Source organism: Shewanella sp. SM95 (genome assembly GCF_025653595.1).
GTDB lineage: Bacteria > Pseudomonadota > Gammaproteobacteria > Enterobacterales > Shewanellaceae > Shewanella > Shewanella oncorhynchi.
This window is the reverse complement of record NZ_JAKKSE010000028.1, coordinates 17,404-39,955: the sequence shown is the minus strand read 5'-3', so window position 1 is coordinate 39,955 and position 22,552 is coordinate 17,404. Positions and strand designations below refer to the sequence as shown.

Below are 22,552 nucleotides of genomic sequence, written 5' to 3'. Positions count from 1 at the left end.
ATTACCTCTTGACCTTGGAGTTGGCTCCAAGGTTTATACTTGCACTATTGAGTTGTATGCTGGAAATGATCCCTGAGTTGTGGGTTATTTCGCAAAGGATGAAGACATGTATCGTATTGGTGAATTGGCGGATTTATGTGAGGTGAAAGCCGACACGTTAAGATTCTACGAGAAGCACGGCCTACTCGCGCCGTCGAGCCGTACTGAGTCTGGCTATCGAGTATATACCGAGGCCGATGCTGCACGATTACGCTTTATTTTACGGGCGAAAGCTGTGGGTTTTACCCTCAATGAAATCAGTGAATTGCTGTCAATTGAACTCGATAAATCTAACCGAGTCTGTGCCGATGTAAAAGGCATGGTTGATTGTAAATTGGCTCAAGTACAGGCCAAAATTGCTGAGCTGAATCATTTTCAAGCGAGTTTACAAAGCTTGTCTGATGCTTGCTGTGGTGGGCCACGTAGCGCCGAACATTGTTCTATTTTAGAGGCGTTGGAATCCAGCACTGAGCGGGTACGCGTTGAGCATCGCTCTCATAATGTAAATCAGTACCAAGCGCACCAGAATCATCACGGCAAAGCCATTAATGAAGAGTCAGGGAATTAATTATGTTACTGAAGAATTTTATTGATCTGTTTTTAGACTCGGCGCCTTGGTTGTTACTGGGCCTGATTTTAGCTGGGTTATTAAAAGTATTCGTGCCAATGGCGTGGATGCAAAAGCAGCTCGGTGGTCACGGTTTTAAAACCGTAGTGAAAGCGGCGCTGCTTGGCGCACCTTTACCTTTGTGTTCTTGTGGCGTTATTCCCGCAGCAGTTGGGCTGCGCCGTTCTGGTGCATCTAAAGCGGCCACCACCTCCTTTTTAGTCTCAACCCCTGAAACGGGCGTCGATTCCATCGCGGTTTCTTATGTGTTACTCGGCCCCTTTATGGCGATCGTCAGACCGATTGCAGCGATTACCAGTGCGATAGTGGCTGGCTTACTCGTAGGGCGTGATGATGACGATGGCAAGCCTGCTGTTAAGTCCGCAGCGGTTGATGCCAAGCAAGAGGGGGAGGCGTCAGTGGCGTCTTGCTGTGCCTCAAAATCAGTGGCTCAGCCAGAGATGGTAAAAGCCGAAGCGGTTAAAAGCTGCTGCTCATCGACTACGCCTACGATAACGCCCGTAAAGTCTTCCTGCTGTGGTAATAACGGTGTTGATGCACCTGCAGCCGAGCCAAAGCCGAAGATCAAAATGACGCCTATGGCGGCGCCGAGCTTAATGGCAGGTTCTTCAAGTGTTATGGCTGTTGGCGGTCAAACCATGGGATCTGTTCAAACTATGGGTTCTGTGGTCAAGGTTAACGCTGCTAAAGCAGAAAGCGTGGGGTCATGTTGTGGCAGTCAAACCACAGAGCCTGAAAAAATAGTGGTGGTGAAAAAAGGCGCTTGCTGTGGTGGCAGTGCTAAGGATGCTGAGCAGGTTAGTGCTAACACTGCAGGCGATAGCTGCTGTGCGTCTACTCAAGATATGGCGACTGAATTTAAGTCGCAATCGGTACTCAGTCGTATCGGAATTGGCCTTAAATATGCGGCAACGGATTTAGTGCGTGATACTACGCTGTGGCTGCTGGTGGGCTTATTTTTCGCAGCTCTGGTACAAACCTATGTGCCGGCTGACTTTTTGGCTAAATGGGGCGATGGCATTTTAGCTATGCTAGTGATGGTGCTCGTTTCTGTGCCTATGTATATTTGCGCGACCGCATCGACACCGATTGCCGCTGGATTATTATTGGCGGGTGTGTCACCGGGTGCTGTACTCGTGTTTATGATGGCAGGTCCGGCAACCAATATCGCGACTTTAGGCATAGTGGCTAAAGAGCTAGGTAAACGTGCGCTGTGGGGCTACCTTGGCGGTGTGATTGGCGTGGCCTTAGTGGCCGGTATGTTGGTCAATTATCTGGTTAATACCTTTGGTTTTGTGGTGATGCCACAAATTGGTGAAGAGCACCAAATGTTACCTCAATGGTTAGTGGCAACCTCTGGCATAGTGCTGGCGTTACTCATGGCAAAAGTGGTTTTTGAGAAGATCCCAAGAAGCTGGGTTCGCCGCAACGATTGTTGTTCTTAGTCGATTCATATTCCGCTAAGCAGTATCAAACACATAAACATCCCAGTGTTGTTGCTAACACTGGGATTTTTTATGGGATTGATTTGCAAACCTATCAGTATTTGTTTGCTTTTTTAACGTCGATAAACGTAGGCTGCCTGTCTGCTTCAGCCTTGTGAATCAATTAGGATGTGAAGGAGCTTATCTCCGCCAAGGTTAAGTTGCGCCATTTCCCTACATCGATATCTAAGGCCACTGCGCCAATTTGCGCCCTGTGTAGGGTAACCACTTTATTGCCCACGGCGGCAAACATCCTTTTGACTTGATGAAACTTGCCTTCGGTGAGCGTGAGTAGCACGGTTTTTTCATCCACTTGCTGCAGTGTTGCTGGCAGAGTGAGGGCGGTTTCGCCCTGTAGATTTAGCCCTGCGGCAAACTTTGCGGCTATGGCTGCAGTCGCTTCGCTGTCGAGTGGATCTCGCAGTTGGACACGATAGATTTTTTCGCACTGATATTGAGGCGAGATAATATTAAACGACCAGCGGCCATCGTCAGTCAGTAGCACTAAGCCTGTGGTATCAGCATCTAGGCGGCCAACGATGTGCAGGTCAAATGCGCGATCGATATTGAGCAGATGAAATAGCGAAGGGTAGGCTCCATCCACATTTGAGCACAAGGTATTAGCAGGTTTGTGCAACATGATATAGCGAGATGGGCGTGGCGCTAGCGGCTTTCCATTAAGGCTGACAGTATTATTTTCATGCACTTGCATCGCGCAGTCTGTCGCGATAGCGCCATTGACTGTGATTGAGTCGCTAAGAATGGCGACTCTTGCGGCTTTGCGATCAAGATCTGTGCTTTTACAGAGGAATTTGTCGAGGCGCATAGTGAAATCTCAGGAAAAACAGTCAGCACAGGTGTTTAAGTAAGCTGCATTATCGCGACTTAGGGAGGATAAGCAACTGCCCTGTCTGAATGTTAAAACTAAGCGTACTGATTTTTAACGTTATGACCTTTGTGGATCATCTTGCTGTTCGTTTTGTGTTGATTTGACCGCAGATGTTTTCTATTTGAGCCACTCGATGAGCATGTCGTTTACTAAGTGGCTGCTTATTGAGTCGCAGTGCAATGTATTTTATGGGACTTGTTAAGGCGAGGAAAAACTTGGCTTAGTATTAATAAGTAATTGAGCAAAAATGTAAATACTGCTCAGAATACAGCATATTCCTAAATACATGAGTAAGCCGAACTCCGTTTGGCCAAAACTGCTGGCCACTAATGGGCCTATCACTGACCCCACCGAATAGCTCAGCAGCATCACTTGAGTCGCTGAAACAATTTGGCTAGCAGGCAAGTCGTCACAAGCTAAGCTGATTGCAATCGGGTAAAGGGCAAAAGCGCTTGCGCCAAGCAATAGAAATCCAATAATCAGCGTCATATTTGAATGCTGAGTGAGCAGCAATAATGCTGCGACACCCAGTAGGCAAAAGCTTACTATCAAGCCACTTTTATTAACTCGAGGAGATAAATAACTGACTAAAGGTTGTACTAGCATGCCACCCACTATGATGAGGGCCATAAATTGTCCTGTTTGCTGATCAAGCCCCATATCCAGTGCCACATAGATGGGAAGTAAACCATAGATAGGGCCAAGCAATAATCCAGAGACTAAACATCCCATAATGGCAGGCTGACTTAGGTTTTTTAGCGCAGACAATGACATTGATTGTTGTTCGCTTACCTGAGGTTGACCGCGTTTTACCAGTAGCGCGGGTAAACTTGCCGCGGCTAATAATCCCATGATCACTAGGTAAGGTAGATTGCCCTTTGTACCTAAATAATCAATGGCTAATTGTCCTAAGGCAGTGCCTCCATAAAGCGCTGTCATATAAAGTCCAAGCCGCTTAGCGCGTTGCTTTTGGGTATCGGCCATTAATAGCCATGATTCAACCACCACAAAAATCCCTGCAACCGCAAATCCCGCTATAAGTCGAGAGGCTAACCAGACTCCACTTTTGGGGATTAATATCATAGCGACAACGCTGCAAAGAAGGATATTCAAAAAAAGGATAAAGGCTTTACTGTGGCCGATACGGGCAACAACAGGAGCAATACAAGGCGCCCCCAGTAATAAACCTAAATAAAAAATACTGGCCAGTAATGGAGCAAGTGAGGTGCTGAGTTCGAAAAAAGTGAGCGACAGTGGGATTAAGCTCATTAAGTAGCCTGATGCCAAAGCAAACAAACTTAACCCTGCTACGGGGACGAAAAGGCTGGGCTTTTGAGCCGACTGAGTTAAGGCAATTTTTTCCACGGGCGGTTCCGAAAACAGACAAATAATATACAGCTGGCGGGGTTGCGGTCGCGACTTTAGGCTGGATCGCTGACAGGGTAAAGTGAGTTAGATTGACTGTGGTGGTGAATAATATTTGTGTTTACGATTCATGTAGATATTGGGTTTTCTATGTTGCTTTGTTGCAATACGTTTGTGTTGTTCGCTTGCTGTTCACTGCGTCGCAGTTTTAGTGCACATTCAACGATACCTAGATTCGATTTAGCGCTACACACATTCAATTTTGTGCCAAATTTGGGGAATAATACCTAATCCTACCAATGATCAGAAGGTATGATTAATTAGTTGATTATCACCTTGGTAGAAAGTGTGGCGTGATCTATGTCTCAGTTTTAAACATTAATTAAATTACAACGTGGGCAAGGTTTTGTTCGATCTTTGTCCGTTTGAAATTTTAAAACAAAGGTGTCGATCAGAATTTGGTGATTATTGTCGCTAATCGGCCGTTTGTGCGTGCTAGCTCAGCAATAAATGTTGTTGCCAAGTGATAAAATTACAAAATAAACCGCTTTGCCAAGTGTGATCTATGCCCTAAATTTGCGTCAAAATAAAATGGTATTAAGGTTGTAACCATGTCTTTAACAGATTCAAGTACTGCTCCACCTAATAAAGCTCCCGTCAGCGAGGGGCTCGATAAGAAAAAAATGCTGATCCTAGTGGCTGATATTGTGCTGTTATTTGCACTTTATTACGGTTTACCTTTCGAACAAGGGGTGAATACTGGGCTGGCCATTTTGTTCTTTGCCGCGATTCTTTGGCTGACCGAAGCGATTCACATCAGTATCACTGCGATTCTCGTTCCTATACTCGCCGTATTCTTTGGGGTGTTTGAAACCAAGGAGGCAATGAGTAACTTTGCCAATCCCATCATTTACTTATTCTTTGGTGGTTTCGTATTGGCTGCGGCCTTGCATCATCAAAAGATTGATACCCTCATAGCGCAAAAGCTGCTGCTAGCCTCTAAGGGTAAACTCAGTATTGCCTGTTTGATGCTGTTTGGAGTAACTGCGCTGCTATCGATGTGGATCAGCAATACCGCGACCACGGCGATGATGTTGCCATTGGCACTCGGGATTTTGCAGCAGCTCGACCGCGAAAAATACCACAGCACCTATGTATTCTTACTGCTCGGTATTGCCTATTCGGCCAACATAGGCGGTATCGGTACTTTAGTGGGGAGCCCACCGAATGCGATTGCTGCGGCTCAAGTGGGCTTAAGTTTTAGTGATTGGCTGAAGTTTGGTATTCCAACCGTTATCCTCATGCTACCTATGATGTTGATTGCCTTGTATTGGTATTTTAAGCCTGATCTTTCTGCCAAATTCGATGTGAATGTTGAAGCTCAGAAGCTGACATTTCAGGGGAAATTTACTCTGCTTATCTTCCTGACTACCGTATGTTGCTGGATTTTCAGTGTACCGTTAGCTAAGGCATTAGGTGGCATCACTCAGTTTGATACCATAGTCGCCTTAGGTGCCGTCGTTTTACTCTCGGGCTTAGGTTTGGTCGGCTGGAAGAAAATTGAATCGACCACAGATTGGGGTGTACTCATATTGTTTGGTGGTGGTTTAACACTGAGCGCAGTACTAAAAACCACTGGCACCAGCGTATTTTTAGCTCACTGGATGACAGATATTTTCGGTAGCACTCACATGTCGTTGTTCGTCTTTGCTGTGATTGCTTTTGTGGTGATGTTGACTGAATTTGCCAGTAACACCGCCAGCGCTGCACTATTAGTGCCTGTATTTGCTGCGATTGCTGAGGCATTAGGCATATCGCCTGTGATGTTATCTGTGCTGATTGGTATTGCAGCTTCTTGCGCCTTTATGCTGCCGGTGGCGACACCGCCCAATGCTATTGTTTATGGTTCTGGCCATATCAAGCAATCGGAAATGGTGCGAGTGGGTATGATCATCAACTTTATCAGTATGATAGTCTTGGGTATTATCGCCCATACCTTCTGGGATATTTAACACTGATATAGTTCATGGAAACTTTGTGTTTTAACGTTGCCGCTAGAATAGTATTCGCCTTATGAAGAGCATAGGGCGGATACGCATTTTGTTTTTAGCAGAGTCGTTGTACCGAGTTTTTGGGCTTAGTGTTTCGAAGCTTACTCTATGCTTATGTTTTGCACTTAATTTGAGGTTAAGTTGCGACTAAAAGTATTTGCGCTATAAATTGCTTGATGTTGATAACGTAGATAAAAGATTTCTTTTACGTTGATGATATCAATCTGTTCAATATCATTTTTATATAATACGGGAGTGGTATCGCCTTCAGTGACAGTAACTGCTTGTAAAATAATAGGCTTATCTGTTGTGGCAAAAAACACTTCTGCTTGCTGTAAATTCTCGGAAAGATAAACATAAGCTGTCTGCGGCTCGGCAGAATTATGATCACTGCGAGTAAAGGCTATCCCTTGCTCGAATGGGCGAATGCATTGCTGAGTTTCATCGTTCCAAGTCCCTCCCTTGTCGAGACAAGTATCAATTGTGAGATGTTGTTGTAAACCCCATCCTGTCACCACTAGCAAGAGCACTGCACCCAGTAAGAACATTGCTTTTTTCAATTTTCGTTACCTTTACAAATTAGCTCGGCTGAGCGGTTGTATCTTAGCTCAATCCTATTATTTATAGGCATTTAACCATTGGTTTAACGCTGAGGAGGGCAAAGCTCCGGCTTGCTGTGCGAGTATGTGGCCTTGTTTAAAAATCATTAAGGTTGGAATAGATCGAATATTAAATTGAGCCGCGAGGGCTTGTTGTTCTTCAGTATTGATTTTACCGAAGCGAAATTGAGGCTCCCATGTCTTAGCTGCTGCAGAAAATATGGGCGCAAAACTTTTACAGGGCCCACACCAGCTGGCCCAAAAGTCAACGACTAGGGGAAGCTCTGATTTATTAGCATGGTTGGCAAAGTTTGCGCTATTGAGTTCAATTGGCGCAGCCGTAAAGACACTGAGCTTACATTTACCGCAAGTGGGTTGTTGGTTTAAACGCTCATCGGGAACGCGGTTTAACGTATCGCAATGGGGGCAGGCAATAATCATGGCAAAGCTCCAAAATAAAACGTTTATACGACTTATATATTGGGCTAACCGACAGTAATTTAAAGGGCGAGTGATGATGTTATCGCCCATGATGACCTTATTATTAAGGATTAAGCAGTGAACCGAGCCGCAGAAATGTTTAGATTGCGCCGACAAGCCCGCTCGTCGGTGATAAAATCCTGCGCAAAGTTGAATATCACGCCCTAAGTGCGAACAAGAAAAGAGAATGAAGATATGACTGAATTAGAAGTAATCGATCTGCAAGTGGGCGAAGGAAAAGAAGCGGTAAAAGGTGCACTGATCACTACCCAATATCGTGGATTTTTGCAGGATGGTACCCAATTCGATTCATCCTATGATCGTGGTCAGGCGTTTCAATGTGTAATTGGTACTGGCCGTGTGATTAAAGGCTGGGATCAAGGTATTATGGGGATGAAAGTGGGTGGCAAACGTAAGTTGTTAGTCCCAGCTCACTTAGCCTATGGCGAGCGTCAAGTGGGGGCACATATCAAACCAAATTCTGATCTCACCTTTGAGATCGAATTGCTCGAAGTGCTGACTCGCGACTAAGCGTGACAGGACTGCGAGAGTCTGTGTAAGCTCAATTGAGCCAATATGATTCTGGCTCATTTTGCACTCTTCGCTATGTTGCTTCGGCATTGGGTGATTTACACTGGACTCAATTTTCCCACTTAATGGAAAGAGATTTGTCGTGGCTTCGGATACTGCAGCAGAGTTAATTGCGCAACTTCAGGCTGAGATCGCTCAGCTAAAAAGTGAAAACGCTCATTTAGCGGCGTTGAATTATCGTGCCGAAGAAAAACTCTTTGCGGCCCTCGATGGTAATGGTTTATGTCTATGGGAACAGCATATTCCAAGCGGAAATTTAACCATATTTAACATGCGCTGGGGTGAAATGCTCGGGTTTAGTCCTGAAGAGTTTGCTGCCCATGTTGATATCTGGAAAAGTAAATTACACCCCGAAGATAAAGAATGGGTGATAAAAGCCTTTGAAGATCATGTGAATGGTCAAGCCGATTACTATCAAGCAGTTCACAGAATGCTACACAAAGATGGCAGCATAACTTGGGTGTCCGATCGTGGGCGTATTGTCGAGCGCTTAGCTGATGGAACACCACTGCGAATGATGGGCAGCCATATCGATATTACTCAAGAAAAGCGCTACGAAATAGATTTAGCCCGTTTAGCCCACAGTGATCCACTCACCAACTTAATGAATCGCCAAGCTATTGCCAAAGTATTCGATGAATCTTCGCAACCAGATATTCGCGGTGCGTTATTTTTTATCGACCTTGATGGTTTTAAAGCGTTAAATGACCGTCACGGCCATAAGTTTGGTGACAGCCTGTTGATGCACGTTGCGCATACTTTGGTATCTCACGCAGGTGAATTCGCGCAGATCGCACGGTTAGGTGGCGACGAGTTTGTGATATTACTGCCGTCATTTGATCATGAATCTTTAGGGGCACTCGCACAATCATTGCTCGATGTTTATCGAGATAAATTCCTGCTAGAAGGTTGTGAAGTGGAGGTAGGCCTGAGTATCGGTATTGATATATTTGACTCTGGTGATAGTTTTGCCGAGAGTTGTGATCGCGCGGATGCCGCCATGTATCGCGTGAAACACCAAGGAAAGCATGGATATTGTTTTTATCAGTCGTCGGAATAATGATCCAAGCCTGCAGATCTTAGTAATACTTCATTTAGATTTGATTACAGTGCCTTATTAGAACAAAAAACCACCTTTAATGGTGGTTTTTTGTTTTTAGCTTTTTAAGCTTAGTGTCATCAGCTTATGGAGTTACAAAATTAAATGGTTGATGGCAACTGACACAATAGTTTTCAGATTTTTTGTGTACATGGTGGCACTTACTGCAATCAGTTTCGGTGTCGAAGTGGCGATTTTTATGGGGATTGATTGGTTTTACATCCGCCGTTTTTTCCGCTAATTTCTTAGTGTTGTGGCATTGTACACACTTGAGCATAGGGACTGCTTGTCGTTCTTCTGCACCATGGCAGCTTGCACATTTAAGGCCTTTCGCCATATGAGTTTGATCGAGTAAAGTACTCTCTTTAGCGAACGCGCTGCCAGCGAAAATACCCAAAATAATAGCCAATATAATTGTTAAGTTTTTCATTGTTTGATCCCATTATTCATTTCACAGGATGCCAAAATGTGAGGCATCCATTATTGATGACTATGTGTTCTATAGTTTTGCTACATATTTGCCAGCTAAATAGCCGAAGGTGTAGCAGCGACCTAAAGACAAGCCAAATACCGTTAATGGGTAGTCAACGCCACCATAGAAACCTGCGCCTAGGTTACCAACAATGAATAAACCTGGAATTTCCTTACCATCGGCATCAAGTACTTGGTGGTTGTCGTTAACGAGAATTCCTGAACATAAAGTAGAAATACGCATACGACGGTGAATACCGTAAAACGGTGGTTTGAGTACTGGTACCATTTTGCTTTTAGGTTTACCGAAGTCCTCATCTTTACCTTTTTTGCACAGCTCGTTATAACGGCTAACGCTGGCAACAAAGGTTTTTGGATCGCACTCTAACTTCACAGCCAATTCTTCTAATGTGTTAGCTGAATGGGTGTTGATCAAAGAGGGAAATACTCCTGTTTTCTCACCAGGAACTTCAGGCATGTAAACTTTAAGCTCTTCAGGAGAATAGAGGTGGCCAGGCCAATCCTTCGCTTGCGTCATATAGTCAGAATCAAATACTTGTGAGTAATGCCCCGCATTCTGCTCATCTTTCAAGTAGTTATTCATTAGAGACATCTCAACCTTCTCATTCACAAAGCGCTCACCTTTACGGTTTACCGCTAAGAATGGCATGTCACACATGGATGCCGGGCCGGCATCGAAGTCGTGCAACATTTTGGTATGTCCAACAGGTTCAATAACGCCGCCAGCCCAATAGGCCATAGCAAAACCGTCACCGGTACGATCCATTTGTTTACGTTCAAAGTTTTTCAGTTCGGGGATGAAGAAGTCACACATGGCTTTGTTATTTTGATAGTCGCCAGAGGACAGAATGACACCTTTCTTCGCCATGTATTTGTGGTACTTACCATCACGAGTTTGAGCAATGACGCCGATGACTTTTCCTGACTCATCCTGGATTAATTGTTGTGCAGGAGTATTAAAGAAAAACTTAACGCCTGCTTTTTCTGCTGTTTTAGCTAATGCGCGCATAGCATCACCCGTGGTGTAGGGTTTAGGGCCGCAGAAAGAAGTGATAAAATTTAAACGGTCATCAGTATCAGCAATTCCGCGAATACCGTGCTGCACTTTGGTACCTTGGTCAACAATCTGGCCGCCACCTTGTTTCACTCTATCGATAACCCAAGTGACAGCTTCACCTGAATTGTAAGCCCATTGCTTAAGAAGACCGGGATGTGAACGGTGCGCGTTATCCGCCATTAAACGGCTAACTAAAGCTTCAATTGCTGATTTATCACTGTTTTTCAGGTCAATTCCTGAACCAGTGTTTCCTTGAGAGACAGGGATAGCTTGCTTTTGTAAACACGCAACGGTTGCACCACTTTCTCTGGCTGATAGTGCCGCAGGCACACCAGAAGCTCCTGCACCGACGACAACAACATCAAAGGTTTGGGTTGTTGCAATATCTTTATCAGCAATAGGTTTTGGCTTAGGTAGAAAATTGAGCGTTGCGCCGCCAATTTCGCCATATTCAGTGCCAACTTGAAGTGGTGCCGCACTCGCTGAAGCAATACCAAGACTTGCAAAGGCTAAGCCACCACTTCCCACTGCAGCTCGAGTTAGGAAACTTCTTCGAGATATACCATTTTGCAGGACGCTAGCAGTGTATTGATCGATTTCTTTCGGTTTCTGTGAATGCTCTTTACTCATTTTGATACTCCTTGGGTCCTCATTGCTAAGGTCGATATGACATCGTTAGCAACGACAATGGATCTGGCCATAACCGCATGTGATTTGTTTGCTTTAAAAACTAGAAGTGCAGTTGTGTGAAAGTGATTAAATTCTCATTCATTAACAACATACGTTTAAATGTATGACATATGACAATAAACCAAAAGAGGTATTAATTACATCTTTGCAGTGCTTCACAAAATGCTGGAGTTTTGAGCTGTTAATATGATTATTCTTTTTGAAACAAGCTAATGTAGGACTTTCTTTATTAAATAATGCAGTGAATTTTTTGAGGAAGATGTATTTCTTAAATACAGTGATCAAAATAAAATATGTGTTGTTAAGCTATTTCACTACATATATTTAGTGTTCTAGGTTTACGGGAGTTAATTGTGGTAACGAGGCGTTAGAGTCATCGTTATTTACGCATCCGCTAAATAAGACACATGAAATAGCCATGGCTGGAATAATTAAGAAATTATTTTTTCCATTTTTGATCTCAATAATTAAGTCAACGCATTCACCGCAACATTTAAATGGATTGAGCATTTTGCAGTGTAAAAACCGGGTGTATCCAACAAGGCTGATACACCCATATAAGTTTTGGTGCAGGGGAGTTGTATTTGTGACTATTTACCTAAAATAAATTTATAAGTGACATATAAACGCAGATCGTCAAGATCTTCAGCTTGATCAAAATCGACCATGGCATAACGCGCCTTAAGACCTAGGCCCGATAACATGCCTGAAAATTTATAGGCGATTGAAAAGTTTGTTTCATTAAAATCTGACGCAGTCCCCTCTGGCACATCGTACTGCCCATAAAAGGCATAGGCTTCTAATCCACTCGCCCCTAATTTTTCAAAGTCATAGGCCAGCTTTAACGCGTTGACCTCTTCATTCGCCCGTGCAGATTGATATACCTGTTGAATGACCACTTTTTCATCGCCCCATGGGGTCAGCACTGTGTCATCCCCAGTTTTGGCGTACATATAAGTGAGATCTGCCCCCGCCAATTTGGCGCCAAGATGGAAGCCATATTGATAGGTATCGAGTGGGCCGCCGGTTTCATCACCTATTGCCTGTTGAGTTAAATAGGAAGGTGTTAAGTACAAATTCGTTGGACCAACATCAGCGGCTAATTTCACTTTGGCATAGGTTTGATTGAAAACATCTTCCATGCTGTAGTGCCAAAGATGGGCTTCAGTTTGGACTGTTTTAAAGGGCAATTGATATTTAGCACCTAGGGCATAAACTGGGTTATCGGCAACATCTGCCACAATACCCGCTCTTGCTAATTCGCTTTGTACCGCCTCTTTTACGGATACGAAGCTATTGTCAGACCACCCCATGGAATCTGTAATATAGAGTGCTGATAACGTTAGATTGTCAACACTCTTATTTTCTGCTGAAAAGCCGCGAAAAGTTCGTGGGATCGCACGAATGTCATGGGGATTCATCATTGGTGTGCGCAGTTCTTGTGCACCTAATTTGAATTGAGTATCCCACCAATTACCTTGGACAAAATACTCCTGTAAACGGTTGGCGTTGTCATGGTCGCCTGCGGCATCGCGCGCAACTAGACCGTAGACATCATCTGAATCATTGGTCCAAATGGGATTTGCAGATGCGAAGCTGGTCCCAAAACTGAGGCCATTCACTTTTGCGGTATTGTAATAAAACAGTCCGCCAAATGACGTATCGTGTTTAGTGTTCGTCGTATTATCAAAGTCACGGGTAAAATCGAATAAGCGTAATTCCCCTTTTAACGTACCTTGGCTAAACATTTGATCAATGCTGGTATCTGCTGTAGCTGGAATCGCTAGCGTAGATAGCACAAGCAAAGATAAATAAGATTTTTTCATCCTCATCTTCCCTATTATTAGTAAGCCCTGATCAGAATTGTCTGAGCTAGTTAAAGAAATTATGTTTAACATTCTTAGGTTAAATGTATGACGTATGACTAATGTCGACAACGAAGTTAGGATGAATATGAGAAACTAGTTACGAAATTCGCACAGATGTTACTTGGATCAACAAAGATGAATGTTTTTTAATCACTAATGTAGGAAAGATGAGAGTACTTTTTCTGCGTTAATGCGGTTTTATGCTAGTATGGCGACACTAAGCATATTTGGGATAATCAAGTGCATATCTTCAAGCCAATTAAGCAGATAAGAGCATCGAGTGAAGTCGGGCAGCAACTGAAAAATGCTATTTTAGATGGCGAATATAAGGCTGGCGATAAATTACCCTCTGAGCGCGAATTAATAGAATTATTTCAAGTTAGCCGTACTGTGGTGAGAGAGGCGATCAAAAGCCTCGAAGCGGGTGGATTAGTGGAGATTCGCCAAGGTGCAACAGGTGGCGCATTTGTTAAGCACTTAACCTTTGAACGTTTAAGTGATGCTTGCCAAGATTTATTTCTAATGGGGAAACTTTCCCTTCCTGAACTGTGTCAAGCACGCATGCTGATTGAGCCGCAAGTGGCTAGAATGGCTGCTAAAAATTGCACTCCAGAGCAAGCTAAAGCTTTGCAAGAGGCGAATAGTCATGAAAGTGACTCATTGGCTTATCCCGAAACTGTCATATTGCGATCTCAAGTACATTATTTGCTTGCTGAAATTTCTGGAAATCGCTTTTTAGAAGCGATCGTAAAATCCTTGTTGGTTTTATTAAGTAATCAAACGACTAAGTTTCAACCACCGACTGATGAAATTCATCCTTTAGGCTTGCATGACGTCATTGTCGAAGCGGTTATCGCAAAAGATGGGGCGAAAGCTGAGGCCGAAATGTTTGCACACCTTGAGGATTTTAATCGGCGCCTAATAGAAATTGAGCGTAAATATATGGATAAACGCGCTTAAGGCAAAGAGTTGCAACCCCAAAGTTCAACCGCGGCTGTTTGTTTGTTGGGTAAGCCAATCCAATGACTCATGGCTTGGCATTGCACTTTTCCTGAGATTTGAGTGAAGCAAAGTTCAAAATCCCCTGCTTCGGGCGTGCGACCTAAGCGCAACACAGGCAAAATGGGCAGCTTGGGCTGATAATGCCAGCTGCCATTTTTAAGATAAGCATCATCTGGGATTTCCATTCCAGCACCCGCACCTTTCACTCTTGCTTCGACCAACACTAATCCTTGTGGCATGACGTTATAGTCTTCCTCCCAGCGAATTTTTTCTATGCTGTGGTTCCATGCCAAGGTGAAGTTGTCTGTGGGCACTTGGGCCCACAGCGTGCCCGCTAGGCCTAAACACAGGCCTAGCATCTGTTTACCTTCAAAGACTGATTAACGACCAATAATCTCAAGAGCTTATCCTTGCTCTGCGAGACGTTTGAGTTTGCGTGCTCGCCAGCTGTGTTGCACGATAAATAGCAGCGCGAGCCCAAAGCCAATTTCATCACTCAACGGCGTAGCAAGAATTAAGCTAGCACCTGCAAGGAAGCCGATAACGCGTTCCCACCAGTAGAGTTTTTGTAATAGATATCCGGTAAAGATGACGCCCCAAATACCAATACCCACAGTCGCTTTTAGCAAGACAAACCCAGTGGCTAACCAGCTATCACCTTGAAGCATCAAAGCGGGATCGTAAACCGCCATAAAGGGGATCACAAAACCTGCAATGGCGATACGGATTGCCCAAAGGCTGATCTTAAGGCCTGATTCCTTAGCGATTGGCGCCGCGGCAAAACAGGCTAAGGCAACGGGAGGCGTGAGATCGGCCATGATGCCGAAATAAAATACAAACATATGCGACACAATCAGTGGCACACCGAGATCGAGTAATGCGGGAGCGGCAATCGAGCTAGTAATAATGTAGTTAGGGATCGTGGGGATCCCCATGCCGAGCACTAGGCAAGTGACCATAGTTAACACGAGTGATAAGAACAAGTTATCTTGGCCAACGGCAAGAATATAGCTCGCGAAGGTCGAGGCAATTCCTGTCAGTGACACTATGCCGATAATCACACCGACTAAAGCGCAGGCGATACCCACAGGCACGGCATGACGGGCGCCTTCTACCAGTGCATGCAAGCAGATGGTGAGAGTATCTATGCCGCCTTTAATAAACCAACAAATGGCGACTAATAAGGCGATAACCCCAAATACGACCCCGATCCCGAGTTGGAAGAAGCCAGCGCATAGGATGCCAAGGGCAATCCAAAAGGCAATCCGCATCGCCATTGAGGAAAGCCGCAGTACTATGGCTGAGCCTAAAATTACTATCGATGTGAGGGCGAGTCCTACCATGCCTGAGAACAGCGGCGTTCTACCCGAAAACAGCAAGTAGACTAAAATAAACAAAGGGATAAGGAGATACCAACGCTCTTTAATTGCCGCCCATGGATTCGGGCACTGATCTTTAGGCAGGCCACAGAGATTGGCGCGTTTGGCTTCTAAATGCACCATCCAAAATACGGAGCAGAAATAAAGTAGCGCAGGGATCAATGCCGCTTTGGCTATCTCGATAAAGGGGACGTTAATGGTTTCGGCCATGATAAAGGCCACCGCGCCCATGATCGGCGGCATGATTTGGCTGCCCATACTCGATGTTGCCTCTACCCCGCCGGCGAAGGCAGGGCGATAACCGAATCGTTTCATGAGTGGAATGGTAAATTGGCCCGTTGTGACCACGTTGGCAACACCTGATCCTGTAATCGTCCCCATCAATGCCGATGACACTACTGCAACTTTTGCAGGACCGCCGAGCTTGTGGCCAAATAATCCCATGGCAAAGTCGGTAAATAAACGGATCATTCCGGCTTGTTCTAAAAAGGAGCCGAAGAGAATAAACAGGAATATATACGTCGCCGATACATAGGTTGGTGTGCCGTATAGCCCTTCGGTACCGAAGGCTAATTGATTGATGATCTGATCGAATCCATAGCCGCGGTGCATTAAGTCACCGGGTAAATACTGGCCAAATAAGCCATACATCAAAAAGATGCTACAGATGATAGGTAGCGCCCAGCCCATGACTCGGCGCGCTGCTTCAAACACTAATACGATCAAAGTGATACCTATCACTATATCCGCATCGGTCAGATCGCCTGAACGTTGAATTAAGTCGGCTTCGAAATACCACTGATAAGCCGCTGTGGCCATACCAGCTAGACCGAGTAGCCAAGCGAGTGGCTGCCAAGGCTGAGATTTTCCTCTAGCGGGATAACTTAAAAAAACCACTAACAGTAAAAAGCCCACATGGGTGGCACGCAGTACTTGAGTCGAGACGGGATGAAAAGCGGCAGTGATGATTTGAAAAATAGAAAAAATTAAGGCTGTATAAAATAGAGCCTTGGGCCAATCGCCAGTATTGGCGCTGAGACCTTGTTGGGGATCACTCATATTATGCCTCACAGCATTAGACTACAGAGATGATATAAACGAGATGCCGTTATTCAACGGCATCTCAATTGCTTAGTTTGGAATAGGATGCACAGATATCAGTAAAACTTAGAGTGCACCAACTTCTTTGTAATAACGTTCTGCACCTGGATGCAGTGGTATTGGCAGATTTTTCGTCGCTTTATCTACGCTGATGGTCTTCGCGGCGGAGTGCGCGTTACCGAGTCGGTCTAAGTGCTCGAACATGAGTTTTGTCATCTGATAGGCTAAATCATCCGATACACCGCTTTGAGTCACCAGTAAATTTTGAATGGCGACGGTAGAAACGTCGGTGGTTTGGCCTTCATAGGTCGATGCTGGGATCACGCCATGTTGATAGGCGGGATTGTTAATCTTAGCGATCACATCTTCTGGAATTTCAACAAAGTTGATTGCCATAGTCGCAGCTAAGTCACGGATAGCTGCCATGCCGAGACCGGAAGATTGTAAAGTGGCGTCTAATTGACGATTTTTGATTAGCTCAACGGATTCGGCATAGGGTAAAAACTCGACTTTCCCCATGTCTTCATAACTTAATCCCGCAGCCTTGAAAATCGATCTGGCATTGAGTTCTGTCCCTGATTTAGGGGCACCCACTGAGATACGTTTTCCCTTTAAATCAGCCAAGGTTTTAATGCCAGACTCTTTATTGGCGACGATTTGAATGTAGTTAGGATAAGCCGAGGCAAGTACTCGGATTTTATCCAGCGGCGTTTTAAAGCCTGCATCAATATCACCTTGATATGCTGCTGCGACTGAATCACCTAAAGCGAATGCTAATTCACCACGACCCGCTTGCAATAAATTGAGGTTTTCTACCGAGGCTTTAGTTGCTTGAACTGAGGTTTTAGAACCTTCGATTCCTGTGCCGTAGAGTTGCGACAGCGCAACGCCAATAGGGTAATACACACCACTGGTGCCGCCTGTGAGAATGTTGATAAAGGCGGGGGCAGCAGCCATAGCGGCAGCACTGAGTGTGAGGGTCACTGCTGCGCCGACGGCGACAAAACGTTTTTTGATTTTCATTATGAAATATCCTTATTTTTTATAGCGTTATGTAGGGTCTTTCGAGCGGTAAATACCGTAATCAGCTCAATATAACTACATAAAACCTGAAAAAGGTCAATTAGGCTATAGTCGATAGCTGCTACTTTTGTATCACAAAACTGAGTTCTGGGACTGTTTTGAGCAAGGTTGTATTGTGAGGTAAAACTTGGTTGGTTCAATGAAGCGGGCAATAAAAAGGGCTAACCTAAGTTAACCCTATTTGTGTTATTAGAGGACAAACCTCCTAATAACAAGACACTATTTAGTGTTATCTAAGAAACCTTTAGTTGCGTTTTTCGCATGTTTTGCTGCTCTTTTCTCTTTAGGAGACATCAGCGGTTGTTTCTTCGATTCTTTACGGTTTTTTTGCTCTTTACTCATATAAAACTCCATGTACTCTTTGGTTATTCATCAGGCTAATCATGTAAGCCGTACTTAATTGAACCTATTCCATGACGTCCTGATTGAAGCGAAATTTTTATCTCGAATTACAACATTTTAAATTACAAATATCTAAAATCATTGATAATTATCTGTGAATTTATTTGCCTCAATGAGCGATTACAGCAAAATAATCTTATCACCGAATTCCGTACCATGATCCATCTATCACTTAGAATAATTAATGCTAATGCTAGCGTTAACCTGTATAAGAAATATGCGAACAAGGACACAGTACCTCTATTTTCGTCATTGTTTGTGGTTTTAGTGGGCCCTAATTGGAGGCTTAACTAAGTACCATATGCCTAACGTCGGCTCGATTTACCTAACATGCCACCTAATATACCGCGCAAAATTTGTTTACCTAATTGGCTGCCAACCGTGCGTGCCGCTTGTTTTGACAAGGTTTCAGCTAACCCTTGGCGGCGCTTATTGCCAAAAATGAGTTCACTGAACCAACCTTGTTCTTCGGCTTTTTGGCCCGTTTGAGCATCACTTGCTGTGGATGTGGTGTCGCTGGTGGCGTTACCAACTCGTCTTTGGTTAAGGCGTTCGTAGGCCGATTCGCGGTTGATTAACTGATCGTATTTACCTCCAATCGGGCTTTGGACACGGACTTGTTGTAACTCCTCACTTGTGGCGGGTCCCATGCGGCAACGTGGCGGTGCGATGAGCGCGCGCTCGACCATAGTTGGCACGCCTTTGTCGGCTAACATAGACACTAAGGCTTCACCTACAGCGAGCTGGGATATGACGTCGCTAACAACCAGTTTGGGGTTAGGCACAAAGGTTTCGGCGGCGGTTTTAACGGCCTTTTGATCCCTTGGCGTGTAAGCTCGCAGGGCATGTTGAATACGATTACCTAATTGTCCGAGAATTTCGCTTGGGACATCATCAGGAAATTGCGAGCAAAAATAAACGCCTACGCCTTTTGAGCGAATTAGGCGCATGATCTGTTCGACGCGTTTTAATAGACTCGGTGGGCAACCCTCAAAGAGTAAATGCGCCTCATCGATAAAAAACACTAACTTAGGTTTTTCGGGATCGCCGACTTCGGGCAGATTCTCAAATAATTCTGAGAGTAGCCAGAGTAAAAAACTTGAATATAAACGGGGTGTTAAAATCAGTTTGTTTGCTGCTAATAAATTGATAATGCCGCGTCCTTGCAAATTAGTGCGCATTAAATCTTCAAGCTGTAACGCGGGTTCACCAAAAAAGTCTTTGCCACCATCGCGCTCTAATCCTAGTACCGAGCGTTGTATCGCTGCGAGGGATTGGGCGCTGATTAAACCATATTTGGCGGAGATTTCTTTGCGTTCCTCGGCAACTAAGGCCAGCATGGCCCGCAGATCATCTAAGTCGAGCAGTAATAACCCTTGGTCGTCCGCTAGTTGAAAGACTATGTCTAAAATACCGCTCTGGGTGTCATTCAATTCTAAAATTCGGCCGAGTAAGGTTGGGCCCATTTCGCTGATGGTGGTACGCAGTGGATGGCCTTGAACGCCCGCTAAATCCCATAACACTACAGGGTTGGCTTCGTTGTGATAATCCTCAATGCCAATTTGAGTTGCCCTTTGTAATAGCTTTTCACTTGGGGTACCCGCCATCGCTAGACCCGAGATATCGCCTTTAACGTCTGTGATAAAAACCGGCACGCCTTGGCGTGAAAAACCTTCGGCAATACTCATCAGCGACACGGTTTTGCCTGTCCCTGTGGCACCGGCAATTAACCCATGGCGATTGGCATACTTAAGATTTAAGTGAACCTGTTGTTCACCTTTTCCTATTAATAGCGTATTCAAAGGCATTCCTTAATGTTAACGGTAGGGCTTATATTGGAATCGTTGCAGCATCCTTATTTTAGCCTCTGTGTATTTAATCCACTTTAGTGTCGTCGTTCATGCGTATAAAAATTCATCATTGAGTGTTGGCCTTAGCGTAATTTATGTCAACATGGGGCCTGAATAAGCTTGATATCACTTAGCAAAAATGTGTGATTGGCAATATGGGCGTTACCTATGAATAAAGTGTGTTATTTTTGTCATTCACTGAGGCGTGCTTGATGGTGAAATTCCCTTTGATTATGCTGCTCTTGTTCTTTACTGTGCTGACATCTGCCTGCACCGAATGAGTCTGTGATGCAAGAACCTGTGTTGAATCTTATGAGCCCATGAGAGATAAACAGCGCTGTGTCGCCGAAGCGGATAAAAGCCGTTATCAGTATGCAAAAGTAAAAGCAGTCGAAGAAAATCAGCGGCTGAAAATGGCCATAGAACAAGCCACTCAAAAATCGTTAATGTAGAAAGGATATCTATGAAAGGTGCGGGCGGAACACAGGGCGGGACGAGACAATTTTTTATGGGTCTTGCCATGATGTGTGGTGGATTTTATTTATTGTTCAATGCAATACAAGTGAGCTCTAGTTTTGGACTGGGCTATGGCTTATATCGAGTGAATGCCTTTGGGCAAGGCATGTCGATTACCACAGGCATGGTGATGCTACCGTTTATTATCGGCATTGTGATGGTGTTTTTTGACGCTAAGAGTAAGTTAGCTTGGCTGTTGAGTCTAGGTTCGCTTACGGCCTTGGTTGTGGGGGTTATCAGCTCGATTCAATTCCACTTTAAATCCATGTCGGCCTTTGAACTGATTGTGATCCTCGTTTTGGCCTTTGGTGGTTTAGGGTTGTTTTTACGCTCACTGAAAGACGCGCCCACAAGCGATACACAGGCGAAATAATCACTAGACACTTAATCACTAGACTCTTAACCGCTAGGCGCTAGAGTGCAAATACGAAATCAGAGTTGTGCATCTAAGCGACTTTAATAGCGGTTTAATGAAAGTTTTAACTACAGAGTGAAGGTATGCGATGCGCTGGCGTGACACTGACAGAAGCTCCAATATCGAAGACCGACGCGGCCAGCAAATGGCATCTGCGGGTGTGCCGAGTGCCTTGTTACTTAGGTTCTTGCCTTTTTTGCTGAGAACTAAACTTGGCCGCGTGGTGTTGCTCATCGGCGGCATTTATATTGCTTTTCAGTATTTTACCGGTGGTCTGTCACTCGACCCGAGCGCTCAATCTCATCTTAGCCAATCTCAATCTAGTTCAACAACAGCGGTACAGGATGAAAATGCCCAGTTTGTGGCGGCCATTTTAGGCACCACAGAAACCGTTTGGGGCCAGTTGTTAAAAGGGCAATATCGAGAGCCTAAGTTAGTGCTTTATCGCAATATGACCTCCACTGGCTGCGGTATGGGACAGGCGCAGTCTGGGCCTTTCTATTGCCCTGCCGATAGTAAGGTGTATATCGATCTTAGCTTTCTTGATGAGCTTAAAACCTTAGGCGCGCCCGGTGATTTTGCCTTTGCCTATGTGATTGCCCACGAAGTAGGCCACCATGTGCAAAACCTGCTGGGCACGAGCACTAAGGTGCGCCAAGCCCAGCAATCTGGCAGTAAAGTGCAGGCTAATCAATTGAGTGTTGCACTCGAATTACAGGCGGATTGTTACGCGGGTATTTGGGGGCATTATGTCAATCAACAACTTAACTTACTTGAAGCGGGCGATTTAGCGGAAGGCATTGCCGCCGCCAGTGCTGTGGGTGACGATCGTCTGCAAAAGATGGCGGGTCGCGCCGTACAGCCCGATGCTTTTACCCACGGCAGTTCGGCGCAGCGGGTGAAATGGTTTAAGACAGGGTTTGATTCGGGTAATCTCGCCAGTTGTAATACCTTTGCGGCGAAGTGATTTTGTTTGATATCTCAAATACGTACCGAACAGAAATGCAAGGATAACTGAGTGGCCTTTAACGATACCTTTAGATTGAGTAGCCACGCGGTTATCACTAATGCGCAGGGACAAGTGCTGTTGCTTAAGGCCAATTATGGTAATTTTGCTTGGGGTTTGCCCGGTGGCGCACTCGAGCCAGGTGAAACGATTCACGAGGCCTTAGTGCGCGAATGCCAATAGGAATTGGGGTTAAGTGTGCGGGTTAACTATTTGAGCGGCGTGTATTATCACAGCGCCTATCAATCCCAAGCCTTTATCTTTCGTTGTGAACTGCTATTGCCTGAGGTGCCTGAGGTGGCAAAAAATGGGGCAGAAAGTGAGCCATTGCCGATCCAATTAAGCCACGAACACTCAGAGTTTGCCTTCCACGATATCGACACCCTTAGCGCGGTTCAGCAGCAAAGAATTAAAGATTGCCTCAATTTCAACGGGGTTGTCATGAGCGCAAAGTTTTAATGCTTTG

21 protein-coding genes and 1 pseudogene are annotated in these 22,552 nt (G+C 44.9%); 10 read left to right on the top strand and 12 right to left on the bottom strand.

Annotation, left to right across the window (positions count from 1 at the left end):
* Nucleotides 1-106: 106 nt before the first annotated feature.
* A complete protein-coding gene (gene zntR, locus L5M29_RS21005) occupies nt 107-607 on the top strand; it encodes a Zn(2+)-responsive transcriptional regulator (protein WP_263169880.1) in 501 nt (166 codons plus the stop codon).
* 2 nt (nt 608-609) lie between these two features.
* On the top strand, nt 610-2,112 hold the full coding sequence (locus L5M29_RS21000) for an SO_0444 family Cu/Zn efflux transporter (RefSeq protein WP_263169877.1): 1,503 nt from the start codon (nt 610-612) through the stop codon (nt 2,110-2,112).
* Between the two features lie 163 nt (nt 2,113-2,275).
* Here L5M29_RS21000 and L5M29_RS20995 read toward each other — a convergent pair whose 3' ends face one another.
* Both L5M29_RS20995 and L5M29_RS20990 read right to left on the bottom strand, forming a co-directional pair.
* Nucleotides 2,276-2,977, bottom strand: a complete 702-nt coding sequence (locus L5M29_RS20995; protein ID WP_263169875.1) for a pseudouridine synthase — start codon at nt 2,975-2,977, stop codon at nt 2,276-2,278.
* Nucleotides 2,978-3,238: 261 nt separating this feature from the next.
* Nucleotides 3,239-4,405, bottom strand: coding sequence for an MFS transporter (locus tag L5M29_RS20990; RefSeq protein ID WP_198572014.1), 1,167 nt, complete (start codon nt 4,403-4,405; stop codon nt 3,239-3,241).
* 611 nt (nt 4,406-5,016) lie between these two features.
* On the opposite strand from L5M29_RS20990, the gene L5M29_RS20985 reads away from it, so the two are divergent.
* On the top strand, nt 5,017-6,417 hold the full coding sequence (locus tag L5M29_RS20985) for a DASS family sodium-coupled anion symporter (protein ID WP_168827785.1): 1,401 nt from the start codon (nt 5,017-5,019) through the stop codon (nt 6,415-6,417).
* Between the two features lie 164 nt (nt 6,418-6,581).
* Here the strand turns inward: L5M29_RS20985 and L5M29_RS20980 are convergent, their stop codons facing one another.
* Both L5M29_RS20980 and trxC read right to left on the bottom strand, forming a co-directional pair.
* On the bottom strand, nt 6,582-7,016 hold the full coding sequence (locus tag L5M29_RS20980; protein ID WP_131524208.1) for a hypothetical protein: 435 nt from the start codon (nt 7,014-7,016) through the stop codon (nt 6,582-6,584).
* Nucleotides 7,017-7,073: 57 nt separating this feature from the next.
* Complete coding sequence (gene trxC / locus L5M29_RS20975) at nt 7,074-7,496, bottom strand: thioredoxin TrxC (protein WP_113939239.1); 423 nt, start codon at nt 7,494-7,496, stop codon at nt 7,074-7,076.
* A 234-nt stretch (nt 7,497-7,730) separates the two neighbouring features.
* Here trxC and L5M29_RS20970 point away from each other — a divergent pair, with 234 nt between their 5' ends.
* A complete protein-coding gene (locus tag L5M29_RS20970) occupies nt 7,731-8,066 on the top strand; it encodes an FKBP-type peptidyl-prolyl cis-trans isomerase (RefSeq protein WP_011845636.1) in 336 nt (111 codons plus the stop codon).
* A 142-nt stretch (nt 8,067-8,208) separates the two neighbouring features.
* Nucleotides 8,209-9,186: a sensor domain-containing diguanylate cyclase gene (locus L5M29_RS20965; protein WP_263169869.1), complete on the top strand. Its 978-nt coding sequence runs from the start codon at nt 8,209-8,211 to the stop codon at nt 9,184-9,186.
* Between the two features lie 124 nt (nt 9,187-9,310).
* Here L5M29_RS20965 and L5M29_RS20960 read toward each other — a convergent pair whose 3' ends face one another.
* From L5M29_RS20960 to L5M29_RS20950, 3 genes are all read right to left on the bottom strand, one after another.
* Nucleotides 9,311-9,655 (bottom strand): cytochrome c3 family protein, encoded by a 345-nt coding sequence (locus L5M29_RS20960; RefSeq protein ID WP_263169867.1) that lies wholly within the window; start codon nt 9,653-9,655, stop codon nt 9,311-9,313.
* A gap of 69 nt (nt 9,656-9,724) precedes the next feature.
* The gene (locus tag L5M29_RS20955; protein WP_168827782.1) at nt 9,725-11,404 is read right to left on the bottom strand and encodes an FAD-binding protein; all 1,680 of its coding nucleotides are present in this window, start codon (nt 11,402-11,404) and stop codon (nt 9,725-9,727) included.
* A 650-nt stretch (nt 11,405-12,054) separates the two neighbouring features.
* Complete coding sequence (locus L5M29_RS20950; RefSeq protein ID WP_317633259.1) at nt 12,055-13,296, bottom strand: OprD family outer membrane porin; 1,242 nt, start codon at nt 13,294-13,296, stop codon at nt 12,055-12,057.
* A 276-nt stretch (nt 13,297-13,572) separates the two neighbouring features.
* Here L5M29_RS20950 and L5M29_RS20945 point away from each other — a divergent pair, with 276 nt between their 5' ends.
* Complete coding sequence (locus L5M29_RS20945) at nt 13,573-14,292, top strand: FadR/GntR family transcriptional regulator (protein ID WP_263169863.1); 720 nt, start codon at nt 13,573-13,575, stop codon at nt 14,290-14,292.
* On the opposite strand, the gene L5M29_RS20940 is transcribed toward L5M29_RS20945, so the two are convergent.
* The 5 genes from L5M29_RS20940 to L5M29_RS20920 form a co-directional block, all read right to left on the bottom strand.
* Complete coding sequence (locus tag L5M29_RS20940; protein ID WP_263169861.1) at nt 14,289-14,693, bottom strand: DUF1850 domain-containing protein; 405 nt, start codon at nt 14,691-14,693, stop codon at nt 14,289-14,291. The genes L5M29_RS20945 and L5M29_RS20940 overlap by 4 nt on opposite strands.
* A 45-nt stretch (nt 14,694-14,738) precedes the next feature.
* A complete protein-coding gene (locus L5M29_RS20935; protein ID WP_263169860.1) occupies nt 14,739-16,772 on the bottom strand; it encodes a TRAP transporter permease in 2,034 nt (677 codons plus the stop codon).
* A gap of 108 nt (nt 16,773-16,880) precedes the next feature.
* Complete coding sequence (locus tag L5M29_RS20930) at nt 16,881-17,837, bottom strand: TAXI family TRAP transporter solute-binding subunit (protein ID WP_105250372.1); 957 nt, start codon at nt 17,835-17,837, stop codon at nt 16,881-16,883.
* 279 nt (nt 17,838-18,116) lie between these two features.
* A complete protein-coding gene (locus L5M29_RS20925; protein WP_105250371.1) occupies nt 18,117-18,239 on the bottom strand; it encodes a hypothetical protein in 123 nt (40 codons plus the stop codon).
* 365 nt (nt 18,240-18,604) lie between these two features.
* Nucleotides 18,605-20,101, bottom strand: coding sequence for a helicase HerA-like domain-containing protein (locus L5M29_RS20920; RefSeq protein ID WP_219234791.1), 1,497 nt, complete (start codon nt 20,099-20,101; stop codon nt 18,605-18,607).
* A gap of 368 nt (nt 20,102-20,469) precedes the next feature.
* Here L5M29_RS20920 and L5M29_RS20915 point away from each other — a divergent pair, with 368 nt between their 5' ends.
* The 4 genes and pseudogenes from L5M29_RS20915 (at nt 20,470) to L5M29_RS20900 (ending at nt 22,545) form a co-directional block, all read left to right on the top strand.
* A complete protein-coding gene (locus L5M29_RS20915) occupies nt 20,470-20,601 on the top strand; it encodes a hypothetical protein (RefSeq protein ID WP_263169858.1) in 132 nt (43 codons plus the stop codon).
* An 11-nt stretch (nt 20,602-20,612) separates the two neighbouring features.
* Nucleotides 20,613-21,038 carry a hypothetical protein gene (locus L5M29_RS20910; protein WP_263169856.1) on the top strand — a complete coding sequence of 142 codons (426 nt, stop codon included), beginning with the start codon at nt 20,613-20,615 and terminating at the stop codon, nt 21,036-21,038.
* Between the two features lie 130 nt (nt 21,039-21,168).
* Nucleotides 21,169-22,047: a neutral zinc metallopeptidase gene (locus L5M29_RS20905; RefSeq protein WP_263169855.1), complete on the top strand. Its 879-nt coding sequence runs from the start codon at nt 21,169-21,171 to the stop codon at nt 22,045-22,047.
* 51 nt (nt 22,048-22,098) lie between these two features.
* Nucleotides 22,099-22,545: pseudogene (locus L5M29_RS20900) on the top strand (NUDIX hydrolase).
* Nucleotides 22,546-22,552 lie beyond the last annotated feature (7 nt).